Source organism: Ktedonospora formicarum, from assembly GCF_016587355.1.
Lineage (GTDB): Bacteria > Chloroflexota > Ktedonobacteria > Ktedonobacterales > Ktedonobacteraceae > Ktedonobacter > Ktedonobacter formicarum.
On record NZ_BNJF01000002.1, the window covers coordinates 1,112,959 to 1,125,080 of the forward strand.

Sequence of the window (12,122 nt, forward strand, 5' to 3'; positions counted from 1 at the left end):
TGTATGGTTTGTGTGTTAAGGTACCTGCCTCTGATGGGTGCCTTGGGTTCTTTCGCTTTGTACTGTAGCTCCTAGCAGAATTTGTTGCAAACAGTTTACCAGTTGTTGTTCGCTCTTTACCAGTGATACCTCCATACGATCCAGGATGGCGACCGTCACTGGATCGGTTAGGGTAATACTTCGTTGATACACATTCCCAATGCGTTCTTGTAGCTTGTCGAGCACCCCTAGGAGTACATCGAGAGGATCATGCAGGGTCTGCCAAGCTTGTTGTGCCTGTTGTGCTCCATCCCCTACCAACTCTGGCTTAATTTCACCCAGATCGCTGAGTCGTTGCGTCAGAAGCCTGACGTGATTACTGGCATCGGTCGTCAGGCGCTGATAGAGTGCGCGTATTGCTTCATCATCAACTTTAGGTGCGTGGTAGCCGCAAACCTCTGCCGCTCGTTGTTCTTCCTGTAGTGTATGCGTAATGGCCTCGGTAATCTGTGCCTTGCTAGAGCCGCCCCAAAATTCGGCTAGCTTCCACCATGGTGCCTCAAAGTTATGAATATCGGGCAGGTCGAGGCCCTGAACTTGAAGATCAAGGCGCTTGAGGATTGCCGTAGTGAGAATAGGCAGATCTCCTGGCCTGCGCGCGGTTAGTAGATTGCCAGACTCAGCGATAGGAGCGTCGATATAGTTCGCGCCTGCGTTCTGCATATCTTTGCGGATCGCGCGCAGACCAGTAGCATACCTGCCGCGCAACAAATTACCTTCGATAAGTACCTGGGGACCATGACAGACGGCGGCGATAAGTTTTCCCTGTCGCATTGCATCCTGAACCAGGTGGACGGTGCGCATATTGGTACGCATGATATCGGGAGCCATGCCACCAGGAATAAGAATCGCGTCAAAGAAGCCAGGTATAACTTCAGCGGTGCTCGCGTCCGAGGTAATAGAGAACTTGCCTTGCTTCCCTGCATACTGAACATTGCCGCGAGAGCCAAGGACTTTGACATCGGCCCTTGCCTGTTTAAGCGCGTTATACGGGATGAGAAGTTCACTATCTTCAAAGGCGTCCTCGACCAAAATCGCGATGCGCTTTGGTTGATTGAGTTGCGTCATGTTTGATTCCATAATGCATCTTTCTCTCTCACCCGCTTCCTATCAAACTCTTGATCCTGGAATTTGATACGGTTGAAGCAAGGTCACTGGACCAGAGGAGAAGGTTCTAAGAGTGTCCTCCCTTTCCCCCTTGTGGTATGTTGCGGTCATAGTTGGATGAGCCTCGATGAGACTCTACAGAATCTTTGGCTGAAGTACTTCGAACCAGGCCAAGAGCGGAAAGCACCTCTGTAGGTGTGTCAAACTTGCGTTCAGGCAATTGCAGAAGCCTCTGACTGATTTGGTGCTCAATACCATATCGCTCGGCATATATGACTAGATTAGCTTTTGTCGTGGGGTATTCCGTGCCCTCAAGAAATTTTTCCAGGCGTGTATGGTGTTCCATCATCATATCCTCCAAATCTTATTCGCGAGAAGCGCCATTTGCGGTGAACTCAAGTGCAGGCGAATGCTCTACACCTATATATGGAGAGCTCAATCCTTCAGAACAGTGCTCTTGTAGCTAGCACGTTGGCTCTTGTCAGGAAGATACATGCCTTTTAAGGGGGCCATTTGGGCTAAGTGAGACTGTAACCTTGCCTTATTCGTATGTAGAAGCAGGGGAAACTGTGGCGTTTTACAATCCCCCTGCACTTATTGTTAGAAAAGGATGTTATTTCTTTATGAAAAAGATTCTGGTAGTGGGGAAGCGTGCTAATGACGGCAATGTAGCCGATCTGGAAATTCCGTGGGGTCAGGAACTTTATCATCTTTGCTATGTATCAGATGGCCTCGAGGCTTTGCGCGTGGGTCGCGAGCTGAAACCAGATCTATTCCTTATCAATTATGAATTGATGTCCATGAATGGTATTGACGTGTTTGATAGCTTGCACAATGAGCCAGAGCTAGCGAAAGTTCCGGCTATTCTCTCCTGTGTAGGAGGTGATGAGGAGGCCTTAAGATATGCTGTGGCGGCGCGCAAGCTCTATGTGCTATGGCAGCAAATCGATCTATTAAGCCTGTTGCGCTTGATTGAGATGGCTCTCTCGACGCGGGGTGCGAAACGGCAGATGGTCTTACAGGGGCAGCGCGCTAGTTAATAAGGAGTGTAGCGCTGGGGAGAGAGCATTACCCAGGGAAAAGAGAGCAATGACCGCAAGTTCCTTTCCCTCGTTTCTTTCGCGAGCAGCTAGCGCTACACATAGAGCAGATAAAGGCTCTTAATCTTCGGATAACCAAACCATGGAGCATTTTCAAAGTCAATAGACAACAAAAAAGATTGTGACAGAAAGAGAAGCCTATGCCAGCACGGACTCCACAACAAAGGGTCTGTGCTAGTATGGGCTTCTCTTTACAAAGAATTGCGTGCCTATGTATTCGACTGTGTTTTGTCGGTGACTATGGCGTAGCCGGGAGCGCCAATACCAAAGCTCCAGGTAGTGTGTTTCATAGAGCAGTCAGGACGATTGACAATAAACAAAAGTACGGAAAAGTCCGTACTTTTGTTTACTATACTGTTAATACTACTTTGCGAATTGAGATAACTTATGCGTGCGTTACATCTACATATGGCTGACTGCGACCTATGGCAGGTATTTCTCCATGATCTCTTTGACCTTGTTGGATGGGACAGCGAAGCCCATGCCATTCGCTGGCGTATTGAACTCGGGATTGATCGCAGTGAGGGTAGGGATGCCAACGAGATTTCCCTGCATATCGACGAGCGCGCCGCCACTGTTGCCGGGGTTGATTGGGGCGTCGGTCTGGACTGCGCCATGCAGCGTCGTACCGTGACCCTCTGAAATGGTACGATTGACCGCGCTTACGATGCCACTGGTAACAGTCCTGCTGATGCCTAGTGGATTGCCAATCGCGAGCACATCCTGTCCTACATGGAGTTGCGATGAATCTCCTAGCATGATGGCTGTAAGCGGGCTGGTTGTCTCAACCTTGATGATCGCCAGATCGTAATCAGGTTCGCTACCAATTATTTCTCCAGGGACGGTCTTACCATTGGGGAGTTGGACGCGAATTGTTATGGCGCTGCGAATAACGTGATTATTGGTAACGATGTAGCCACGCTTGTCTATAATGACGCCAGTGCCAACCGAATTGCTGGTGGTCTGTTGTCCGGTAATCTGTACAATGGAGGGCTGGACCTTATTCACAACCATCTCGCGAGCCTGCCCCATAGTCGTAACGGCGATGGGATGTAAGGCTTCCTGACTGGGGATAGTGCTATTACGACCGAAGACCCAACCCGCACCAAAGAGAATCGCGCCAAAGATCGTCGCGCACAGCAGTGTAAGCAGGACTGCGTTCAAAACAGAACCTTGACGGGTGGGAACTGTTCGTGGTGGCGCACCAAGAGTTGGCTGCTCGTAGTAATACAGGGGCCATGATGATTGTGACCTATCTGGATAGGGAACCCGGTGCTGAAGACTGGGCGTTGGCTCTGTTATCTTTGTGCGCTCAGGTGATTCTGACAAAGCGTTATCAAAATCATTTTCATTACGAGCGTTTGGATCATACATGCTTTAGCCCTTTCTGCGTATGGGCGTTGAATTTATCATTTAAGAGCATACGTAATAATTCATCGGTTGTGAGTATAAGAAAAACATAGGTACTGATTTCAGTGTACCATTCTGACAATGCATAGAGTGAAAGTAAGTGGGAGTCAGGCGCTCAGCATTGGCGAGCGCCTACATGTGCGCACGTGAAGATGCTTATTAGTGGGGGAACCAGTTGGCAGGGATACCCTGGACGTGTAAGATGTGGAGAGGGCCGGTACCATAAATACCGCCGAGGATGTTGAGAACGGTGATGAGGACGAATGTGGATAGGCTAAGGGCAATAATCGCGATATCGAGAGGGCGAGCATGTGCTTCATGTAGCCATGTACGTTTGCCAACTCCAAAGCAGCGTAACTCCATCGCATTGATGATGTCTTCTGCGCCGACAATGGAGCCAATGACCAGGGGCACGATTAGGGGGCGAGGCGCATGATTTTGCCTGCGATACCGCCACGGAGCTTATCTAGCTCGAAGCCACGGGCGCGTTGCGCGTCTAACGTTGTTCCGAAGTCACGTCCTACACTAGGGAGGAAGCGAAAAGAAAGATCCATTGCGTAAGCGACCCAGTCGGGAAGGCCGAGTCCTTTGAAGCCAGGCGCTATGTGTCCGGGGTTTGTCGTATAGGGGAGAGAGACGGCGATCAGGGCGATGGCGAAATTCCGAAGTGTCTGAGTGAGTAGAAAGACCGAGCTCTCGACGCTAAGGGGTAATGGGACAAGGCCGATGAAGGGGGTGTGTGCCAGGAAGCCGAGGAAGGGGATGTAGGCAATGATATGTTCCGGCCCTGTATCCACGCCACGAACGACCTGCCCACCTGTGAGAAAGAAGTTCGCCAGGATAAGCATTACATTGAGAACGATAATCAGCCGCCATGCGGATTTTGTTTCATGCCAGCGCAGGTGGCACTGCTGGTAATAGAAGACCGCGATCACAAAAAAAGCAAGTATCAGCCAGAAGTTGGATGTCTGAGCGGCAGCGACGCCGAAGGTAATAAGGAGAAGCAATTTGGCGCGCACATCCATGCGGTGAATGGGAGTGTCACGTTTGATATAAGGAAAATTAATCAACATTGTAGATTGCACTCTCGTTTCGCGCCAGTGGCGCTCTGGTAGGTGAACCACGCAGAAGGTTTATGGTCTTCTGCGTGGTGTAGGTGCGAAATATATTGGTAGAGTGGTTATACTCCTTCAGCGCGTGTGATGAGAAAGCTCTAGCCGCGCCCAACGCGTCGAATGGCCGCGTTATAGGCTACCAGCAGAATTGGCAGCAAGATCAGACCGTTGACGAGATCCGATATAGCTGCAGGTGCCATATAGCCTATAGTGGCGGTGTTGAAATCGATCTTAGAGATCCACATTTCGTTGTATGAAGCGAAGGCGATACCAAGCACAATACCGATGGCGCTAAAAATCTCGGCGATCACGATTTTACGCGTGTTGTTATAACGTCCCAGAGTGAGAATGATAGCCAGCCCCGCGATAAAACCAAGGAGTCCATTACCAACATCCCAGTTCCAGTAGACACCATAGCCTGAAATCCAGTCGCCAAGCAGGTTTCCAACGCCACCCGCGAAGAGCCCGACCCAGGGGCCATAGAGGACCGCGAAGAGCAGTGGGATTACGATAGCCGGGCGCAGGGAGACATTACCTGCACTAGGTAACTGAATGATATTGGTCAGGTAGCTCAGGCCTCCATAAAGGGCTGCACCAAGCGCGGCATAGACAACGTGACGTACGCTAATTCCCCATATCGAGGACGTTTCGTTCCGCTCAACGGGAGATTCCGTCTGTTCCAAGGAGTCCATACAAATAACCTTTCCATGCGTTATAATCCGCGCGATGAACACATGCGATGATTAATTAAAAGAAATCAGTGCTACAAAAACGCGTATCAGGTGCTGTGGATGCTCCTCCTTTCCATACTGTTATCCACATCTCTCGCTAGAGTCGCTCGCCAACCTGGGCATGTTCGGCGAGTAGATAGCGCAGAAGAGAGGTGGGGCGCAAATTGCACTCCTCTAGCAAGTTCCTGTCAGAGAGTACGTCGAGGGGGGAACCATCGGCTACCAGTTGTCCCTCTTTGAGCAGGAGTACGCGTTGAGTATAGCGTAGGGCCAGATCCAGATCATGGGTGATAAAGAGGAGCGCGTCCAGTCCGGGCAAGTGGCGCAAGTACTCCATGAAGCTAATATAAGATCGATGATCCTGCCCTGCTGTAGGCTCATCGAGGAGAAGGATATTGCCTTGCATTGCGAGCACGGAAGCGATGGCAACGCGTTTCTGTTGCCCAAAGCTGAGAGAGAAGGGGGAGCGTTTCTCGAAGGCATCGACATTGAGGGCTTTGATGGATGTTTGCACTGCATCGTGCAGGCGCTCTTTTGAGAAGTGTAAGTTGGTAGGGCCGAAGGCTACCTCCTGGGCTACGGTTGGCGCGAAAAGCATCGCATTAGGGCTCTGGAAGACGTAGCCGATGCGTGAGGCAAGTTGTGCGACGCTTAACTTACGGGTATTGTCCTGGTGCAGGGTGACGTGGCCCCTGGTGGGCCGTAATAAGCCTAGAGCCTGCTTGACCAGAGTAGTTTTGCCAGAACCATTGGGACCCAGGAGCGCGATGGTTTCACCCCGGCGAACATCGAAAGAGATACCGCGAAGCACTTCATTAGAGAAGAGCCCATAGCGATAATGCACATCCTCGAAGCGCAACACTGGTACCTGCTCATTGTCAGACGCGCTATGCGCAGTCGCGATAGGCTGGATAAGCCACTCGCGAACGGTAGTATTTGATGGTAGTGCGTGTAATGTAGCCTCAATAGGCAACTTCACCTGGGTAGGATCTGCGACGCTAGGATTTGCCATAAACTCTTTTGTCGTACCGAAGAAGGCCTGTTTGCCTTCATGTAAGAGAAGCACTTTATCGGGCTTAAGGCGCAGGGCTTCTTCGACGCGATGCTCTACAATGACAATAGTGCGACCCTCGGCTCGCAAAGTGGAGATAAGTTGTTCTAGTTCATCAATTGCACGCGAATCAAGATTAGCAAAGGGTTCGTCGAAGAGCATAATCGCAGGTTGCATGACCAGCAGTCCGGCGGCAGCTACCTGCTGGCGTTGTCCGCCCGAGAGCGCGAAGGTTTCGCGTCCCTGGTAGGCTTCAAGGTGAAGTTGCTTGAGCGCAGCCTGGATGCGCTGGCGCATCTCGGCCCGGGGTGTACCTAAATTCTCCAAACCGAAGGCGACTTCTTGTTCAACCGTACTCCCAACCACTTGCTTATCGGGATCTTGAAGCATAGTGCCAATGTAGGGAGCTAGATCACGAAGCTTTAGACCGCGTGTGGAGCGGCTCTGAAGTTGAATCTTCCCTTTAAGCACTCCTTTATAACTATTGGGAATCAGACCATTTAAGCATCTTATTAAGGTACTTTTGCCGCTGCCACTTGGGCCAGCGATCAACAGAAGTTCGCCTGCGGCTACCTGAAAAGAGATATTTTCAATGATAGAGGGGTAGGAGTGGGCGGCAGCCTTCTCCTTCTCATCCTCATCAGGCGCACGATAGCGGAAGCTAAGTTGATGTACATCAATAGCTAATGGAGATGCGGAAGAATTATGTTCAACGGATGTCGTCATCTGGCGACCTCGGTTCAAAAAACATAAATAAAGTTTTATACGAAAACCAACCCTCATTCGAGGGCACGGTGCCACCTGATCGGCGGCTAGTGCCAATGCGCTCAGGTTTTCGGATAAAGTAGACACAAGCCTGGGTAGTTTTGCTGCCATTACGGTAAAAGGAATTCCTCTGGTAAATGAGCAAAACTGCCGCGAAAGGACTTGCTAAAAGGAAGAGCACAAATATATTTTAATAGTACTCAGGAATGGTGCTTTTGTCAATCATGACAAAATGAGTCAACTATAATTTTATGTATAAAGCAACGTCACTGACGCGCTCAGGTTTTCAAATAAGGAATATGATACGTGAAAGGATGAAATTGGGTGAGAGTGGTAATTGAGGAGCGCTGGCAACCCTAGAGGGTTGCCAGCGATGAGGAGGAAGAGCTAGGCGTTGGTATTGTAGGCCCAGAATAGAGTGAGGTAGGACACAATACGAACGGAAGCGGCGATAATAGTAAAAAAGATAAGTCCGCTCTGAAAATAACCAGGAATATTGAGCGCATAGCCAATGATGAGGATAAAGAAGCCCACGCTCATAATCATGCTGAAACGAGTTGATTTGGTCGCGTAGAGCGAAGCGTAGCGAACAAAGGCAAGACTATAAATAATCATGCGGAAAAGATTAAGAATGAGAGGCGTCCACGGTGCTTGTATGGGGGGGTAGAGTGGGGTGCAAAGAATAACGATAATGAAGAGAATCCAGCCTAGAGCTTGCCAGCGCACCAGATTTAACATCTGCTCATGTGACTTGACTAAAGAACTGAGGTAAATGAAGAGCGCACCACAGCATGCACCAAAGGCTCTGGCCCAGTCGCCTGTGAATGAAGTACCACCAATATGAGAATCGCTGAGTGAGCCTACGAGGGTCGCGATAGAGATAGAACCCATTGCCAATCCCAGGACTAGCAGCATATCACTTCGCGAGAGTCGATACATAAATAGGGCGCGAATGGCGATAGCCATTGTGACCAGCGCAATAGGGATAGACATAAGATTCGCAATTACAGGTATTGGCATAAATAAAGAGCCCCTTTACAGAGAGTCTCTCGCGAATTACGAGAGTGATGAAAGGATAAGCGAAGCGTCAATGCCTTCGCCTTGCGGCGTATAAAATTGGATCTTCTTCTCTTCGAGTAGATTCCGCAAAGCGCTATAAACCTCCTTCCGTTCTAGAGGCAAATATTGGAGAAGTTCAGCGACATCTCTGCGTCCATCGATAGCGGTGTAGAGTCGACGAGCGTTTTTATCAGAGATGATAGCCGCGCTGGAGAAAGGATTATCCGCCTGAAATTGCTCCAGGTTCTGGGTTCGGCGAGGTATCGTCTCGTCAAGCGCAAAAGGTGCTGGCTTTTTCGCGTCGCCTGATGCTTGCTTTTGCCTGATGGAGCCAGGAGTATGAAGCAGTTGGAACTGGCTCAGGATACGGATGGATTGCTCCATCAGGAAGCGGATAGCCCGCTCTTGCTCTCTGGTAAGCGGCTGCGAAGTGAGGAAAGCCACACACAGAATAAACGGAGAAGGAACACCCTCCGGTAAGCTTTTTGGTGGGGGGAGAAGCGCGTCTCTACTGAGAACAAAGTTGGCAAGGAAGCGCAACCTGTAGTGAGCAAGTAGAGAGGCTTGAGAGGCGGGAAAAACGTTCTCGACAGGAAGAGATGCACTACTTCTCTTCTCAAGGAGGCGTTGCCGCATGACTAAGGCCATATGCTGATTGAGATGCACTGGTTGAGGTAGGGCTTGATGTTGAGATGCCAGCGCGCGCAGAGCAGCATGAAATTGCCCATTAGAATCGAGTTGAGTGGTCCAGAATTGGACAACAGTAATATCCAGGTGCTTTGCAATCGTCTGGGATAACCATAAAAATACTTCGTCCACATGGCGCATGTTTGGAGCATCCTGCATCAAACGCGCAACCAGGGCGATAGGCTGCCTCCTCTCCTCTGGCGATTTGGAGGGAGGAACATAGTTGTTCTCGTCCATAGAACCTTTCATATCCTATGTCAACAATATGTGAAAAATAGAATGATAGAGATAAGCGATATTCCCTATATAGGGAAATATCTGTGGCAGGGACGCGTCCTATCTCAAATTGAGCGCTTGGAAACTAGTCCGGCTATTATAGCATAAGCCGTTGGCGCTGGGATAGTTTTGGCTGGCTGTATGCTTCGATAATGAGTTAACGTGCTAAGGTTACATTTTTTGGGGATCAATGGTAACGTTTCCGCTTTAGAAGTAGTATAATTTGCAGACATGTAGCATACTGTAAGTAGACACGTTTTGCATCGTGTAGTGTTGATTGGTGGAGTGCAGGTTGTTGGAAGGAGTGGAGCATGGGTGAACTGATGCGTTCGCGTATGCAGGTGGTGATATCGTTTGACATCCGAGTTACGGATGAGGAGACGGAAGTCACGCGCGATACCGAGAAACTGGCAGTCTATTTTAAAGAATGTAATCGTCGATTACTACTGGAGATCTTGCGCCGTCCTGAGAATTTGCGGCGCTTTTTAATTGGCTGGGTGGCGGCGCATATTGAGGCTCTACCTATGCAGCAAGGTCTAAGCTCCTGGGAGGCGCTGTTATTAGAGAAGGAAGAGGTTTCGCTCGCGAAACAGCTCTGGTCGACCATTAGCGAGATGAACGAAGAGGATAGGGCGGTTTTCCGGTGGTGGATTGAGGACAAGCGCATTGATTTTGGTAGCCAGATTACCGACTTCCTTAAGAGCTTTCATGTGGAGCTCGAAGACCTGCAAATGAGTGACCCTCTGGACTCAGACGCCTGGTCACACTTAAAATCGCAGCTCTATATACAGCCTGCGGAGACTTCCCCTGGTCGAGCCTGTTATCAATAATATTTGCCTGGATTCTTCTTCAAGAATCTACGCCACCAGAGATATCTCGTACAAAGAAAAGAGTGAGGACTGTTTTATGGTTGATAAAGCAGTCCTCATCCTTTCTTTGTATTGCAAAGAAAGGATGAGGACTGCTTCAGGGGACGAAGACAGCCTTGGTGCCGAGCACTCCCTGAGCTAGCTGTTGATAGATTTGAGGTGCTTCGTGTAGGGGGAAGGTGCGAATATTTGGAGCGTGAAGCTCGCCTGCTTCAAAGTCCTGCCTCAACTTATTGAGCACATCCCGAGTCTGAGTGGCTCCGCAATTGAGAGAGTTGACCCCGAAGAGGCGTAGCTCGCGATGGTAGAAGTTGCGCATATTGAATTGGACTATGCCCTCGGCGCGGGCAGTAATGGCGATAAGGCAACCACTATGGGTCAGGCAAGAGAGGCCAAGATTGAAAAGGGGTCCTCCTACAGTATCGATGCAGGCGTCCACACCGCGCCCTTGAGTGAGTTTGAGAAGCTCTTGTTGGGCGTCGGGATGCTCAGTATTGATTGCCTTATACATATCCTCGGTAGGAAGTTCACCGCGTTGGGCTCCGAAAAGGCGTAGACCGCGAGCTTTTCCGAGTTGTAGAGCGGCATTCCCGACCGCACCGCGCGCACCCATAACGAGAAGAGACTGTCCAGCTTGGAGTTGACTTGCTTCCAGAGAGAGCCAGGCAGTGACGAAGGGGGTCGCGACCGCGCTGGCTTGCTCCATCGAGAGATTGACTGGTTTTGGACAGAGCACAGCACTAGGAGCAGCTATATATTCGGCATGCGAGCCATCACGCGTAAAACCAAACTCGGCTCCACCTCCCCATACCTCGTGTCCGAGCATATGTTCGGGCCCCTCGATAACGATGCCTGCGAAATCACGTCCTAGGATACGTGGCAAGTCAGTTTGGGTGAAGCGGCCAGCCGCGTTACCAATATCGCTAGGATTGAGTCCAGCAGCGTGGATCTCGACTAGCGCCTCATCGGCGGAGAGCCGAGGATGCTCTACATCGCTTAAATGGAGGTTTTCAGGTGGGCCGAAATCAGTGATGCGTAAGGCTTGCATGGATATTTCCCCCTTTGCTGGCGTGCTCACTTCTGTAGGTTGCTACAAAAAACAAGACATGGACTATGATGGTTGTTGTGGTGGCTGTGCCGCATTGACAGAGGGAGGCTGATTAGTTTCTTGCCCCCGCTGGATATTGATGCGGCGTGGACGGCTAGCCTCGCTAAGTGGTAGCTTTATGCCTAGAATGCCGTTCTCATAATTGGTGGTTACATGATCGACGTCGATAGGACGGTCAAGGGTCACGGTACGTTGGAAAGAGCCTGAGTGGATCTCGCGCAAGAGCCAGTTTCCCTGTTTATGATGTTCCTCCTGAGTAGAAGAGGTTGTTTGTGTTGGCTGGTTCTGTGCTTCTGCCTGTGGCTCGGTGACTTCTCGCCTCTGATGATACTCACCGCGAATGGTGAGTGTGTTCTGGTGGATGGTCAGGTTGATGTCTTCCGGTTTGACGCCTGGCATGCCTACACGTATTTCATAGCCATGTTCGTCCTCGTAGACGTCCATTGGCATACTGACAGCCTCTACACTCTCGCCAAACAGGCGTGGACGCACAAAGCTCTGCTCGAAGAGCTGGTTCATGGCGTTACGCAGGCTAAGACCTTCGCCGAAGGGATCGAAGCGTGACATACTCATAGAAGCATACCTCCTGTCATATTTGTAGTTGTCCGCAGAAAGGGTTCGAAGCGGAGTCCGATGTAGTGCCCGGCGCGGGCAGAAGCGCTGCGCCTACGTATGGGAAGTCCCAATTTGGGTTGTTTAAAGGTGCTGAAGTATTGGTTATAGTATGAGGCTTTACATTTCTCCTCACAGAGAGTATCACGATGGAGGGGCAGTTCACGGCTACAGGTGGTGAAATGGAAGAGCG

13 protein-coding genes are annotated in these 12,122 nt (G+C 50.3%); 2 read left to right on the forward strand and 11 right to left on the reverse strand.

Annotation, left to right across the window (positions count from 1 at the left end; genetic code table 11):
- Positions 1-15: 15 nt before the first annotated feature.
- Both K3T82_RS23645 and K3T82_RS49985 read right to left on the reverse strand, forming a co-directional pair.
- Positions 16-1,107 (reverse strand): DJ-1/PfpI/YhbO family deglycase/protease, encoded by a 1,092-nt coding sequence (locus K3T82_RS23645; RefSeq protein WP_220196018.1) that lies wholly within the window; start codon positions 1,105-1,107, stop codon positions 16-18.
- Positions 1,108-1,213: 106 nt separating this feature from the next.
- Entirely contained in the window at positions 1,214-1,498 is a 285-nt protein-coding gene (locus K3T82_RS49985; RefSeq protein ID WP_220196019.1) for a DUF2795 domain-containing protein, read from the reverse strand.
- Between the two features lie 271 nt (positions 1,499-1,769).
- Here K3T82_RS49985 and K3T82_RS23655 point away from each other — a divergent pair, with 271 nt between their 5' ends.
- A complete protein-coding gene (locus K3T82_RS23655) occupies positions 1,770-2,186 on the forward strand; it encodes a PleD family two-component system response regulator (RefSeq protein ID WP_220196020.1) in 417 nt (138 codons plus the stop codon).
- A 483-nt stretch (positions 2,187-2,669) separates the two neighbouring features.
- On the opposite strand, the gene K3T82_RS23660 is transcribed toward K3T82_RS23655, so the two are convergent.
- From K3T82_RS23660 to K3T82_RS23690, 7 genes are all read right to left on the reverse strand, one after another.
- The gene (locus tag K3T82_RS23660; protein ID WP_220196021.1) at positions 2,670-3,620 is read right to left on the reverse strand and encodes a S1C family serine protease; all 951 of its coding nucleotides are present in this window, start codon (positions 3,618-3,620) and stop codon (positions 2,670-2,672) included.
- A 195-nt stretch (positions 3,621-3,815) separates the two neighbouring features.
- Positions 3,816-4,070, reverse strand: coding sequence for an energy-coupling factor transporter transmembrane protein EcfT (locus tag K3T82_RS23665; protein ID WP_220196022.1), 255 nt, complete (start codon positions 4,068-4,070; stop codon positions 3,816-3,818).
- Positions 4,071-4,072: 2 nt separating this feature from the next.
- Positions 4,073-4,729, reverse strand: coding sequence for an energy-coupling factor transporter transmembrane component T family protein (locus tag K3T82_RS23670; protein ID WP_220196023.1), 657 nt, complete (start codon positions 4,727-4,729; stop codon positions 4,073-4,075).
- 140 nt (positions 4,730-4,869) lie between these two features.
- Complete coding sequence (locus K3T82_RS23675) at positions 4,870-5,463, reverse strand: ECF transporter S component (RefSeq protein ID WP_220196024.1); 594 nt, start codon at positions 5,461-5,463, stop codon at positions 4,870-4,872.
- Positions 5,464-5,599: 136 nt separating this feature from the next.
- Positions 5,600-7,279: an ABC transporter ATP-binding protein gene (locus K3T82_RS23680; protein WP_220196025.1), complete on the reverse strand. Its 1,680-nt coding sequence runs from the start codon at positions 7,277-7,279 to the stop codon at positions 5,600-5,602.
- A gap of 426 nt (positions 7,280-7,705) precedes the next feature.
- Positions 7,706-8,338: a hypothetical protein gene (locus K3T82_RS23685; RefSeq protein WP_220196026.1), complete on the reverse strand. Its 633-nt coding sequence runs from the start codon at positions 8,336-8,338 to the stop codon at positions 7,706-7,708.
- 36 nt (positions 8,339-8,374) lie between these two features.
- Complete coding sequence (locus K3T82_RS23690; protein WP_220196027.1) at positions 8,375-9,301, reverse strand: hypothetical protein; 927 nt, start codon at positions 9,299-9,301, stop codon at positions 8,375-8,377.
- 350 nt (positions 9,302-9,651) lie between these two features.
- Between K3T82_RS23690 and K3T82_RS23695 the strand changes: the two genes are divergently transcribed.
- A complete protein-coding gene (locus K3T82_RS23695) occupies positions 9,652-10,170 on the forward strand; it encodes a hypothetical protein (protein WP_220196028.1) in 519 nt (172 codons plus the stop codon).
- 136 nt (positions 10,171-10,306) lie between these two features.
- Here K3T82_RS23695 and K3T82_RS23700 read toward each other — a convergent pair whose 3' ends face one another.
- Together K3T82_RS23700 and K3T82_RS23705 are read right to left on the reverse strand one after the other, a co-directional pair.
- On the reverse strand, positions 10,307-11,257 hold the full coding sequence (locus K3T82_RS23700) for a quinone oxidoreductase family protein (protein WP_220196029.1): 951 nt from the start codon (positions 11,255-11,257) through the stop codon (positions 10,307-10,309).
- A 63-nt stretch (positions 11,258-11,320) separates the two neighbouring features.
- The gene (locus K3T82_RS23705; protein WP_220196030.1) at positions 11,321-11,890 is read right to left on the reverse strand and encodes an Hsp20/alpha crystallin family protein; all 570 of its coding nucleotides are present in this window, start codon (positions 11,888-11,890) and stop codon (positions 11,321-11,323) included.
- Positions 11,891-12,122: the final 232 nt, after the last annotated feature.

Coding starts and splice junctions, on each gene's coding strand:
- K3T82_RS23655 (WP_220196020.1), top strand. CDS start 1,770: ATGAAAAAGATTCTGGTAGTGGGGAAGCGTGCTAATGACGGCAATGTA.
- K3T82_RS23645 (WP_220196018.1), bottom strand. CDS start 1,107: ATGACGCAACTCAATCAACCAAAGCGCATCGCGATTTTGGTCGAGGAC.
- K3T82_RS49985 (WP_220196019.1), bottom strand. CDS start 1,498: ATGATGATGGAACACCATACACGCCTGGAAAAATTTCTTGAGGGCACG.
- K3T82_RS23700 (WP_220196029.1), bottom strand. CDS start 11,257: ATGCAAGCCTTACGCATCACTGATTTCGGCCCACCTGAAAACCTCCAT.
- K3T82_RS23690 (WP_220196027.1), bottom strand. CDS start 9,301: ATGGACGAGAACAACTATGTTCCTCCCTCCAAATCGCCAGAGGAGAGG.
- K3T82_RS23705 (WP_220196030.1), bottom strand. CDS start 11,890: ATGAGTATGTCACGCTTCGATCCCTTCGGCGAAGGTCTTAGCCTGCGT.
- K3T82_RS23660 (WP_220196021.1), bottom strand. CDS start 3,620: ATGTATGATCCAAACGCTCGTAATGAAAATGATTTTGATAACGCTTTG.
- K3T82_RS23685 (WP_220196026.1), bottom strand. CDS start 8,338: ATGCCAATACCTGTAATTGCGAATCTTATGTCTATCCCTATTGCGCTG.
- K3T82_RS23670 (WP_220196023.1), bottom strand. CDS start 4,729: ATGTTGATTAATTTTCCTTATATCAAACGTGACACTCCCATTCACCGC.
- K3T82_RS23675 (WP_220196024.1), bottom strand. CDS start 5,463: ATGGACTCCTTGGAACAGACGGAATCTCCCGTTGAGCGGAACGAAACG.
- K3T82_RS23680 (WP_220196025.1), bottom strand. CDS start 7,279: ATGACGACATCCGTTGAACATAATTCTTCCGCATCTCCATTAGCTATT.
- K3T82_RS23695 (WP_220196028.1), top strand. CDS start 9,652: ATGGGTGAACTGATGCGTTCGCGTATGCAGGTGGTGATATCGTTTGAC.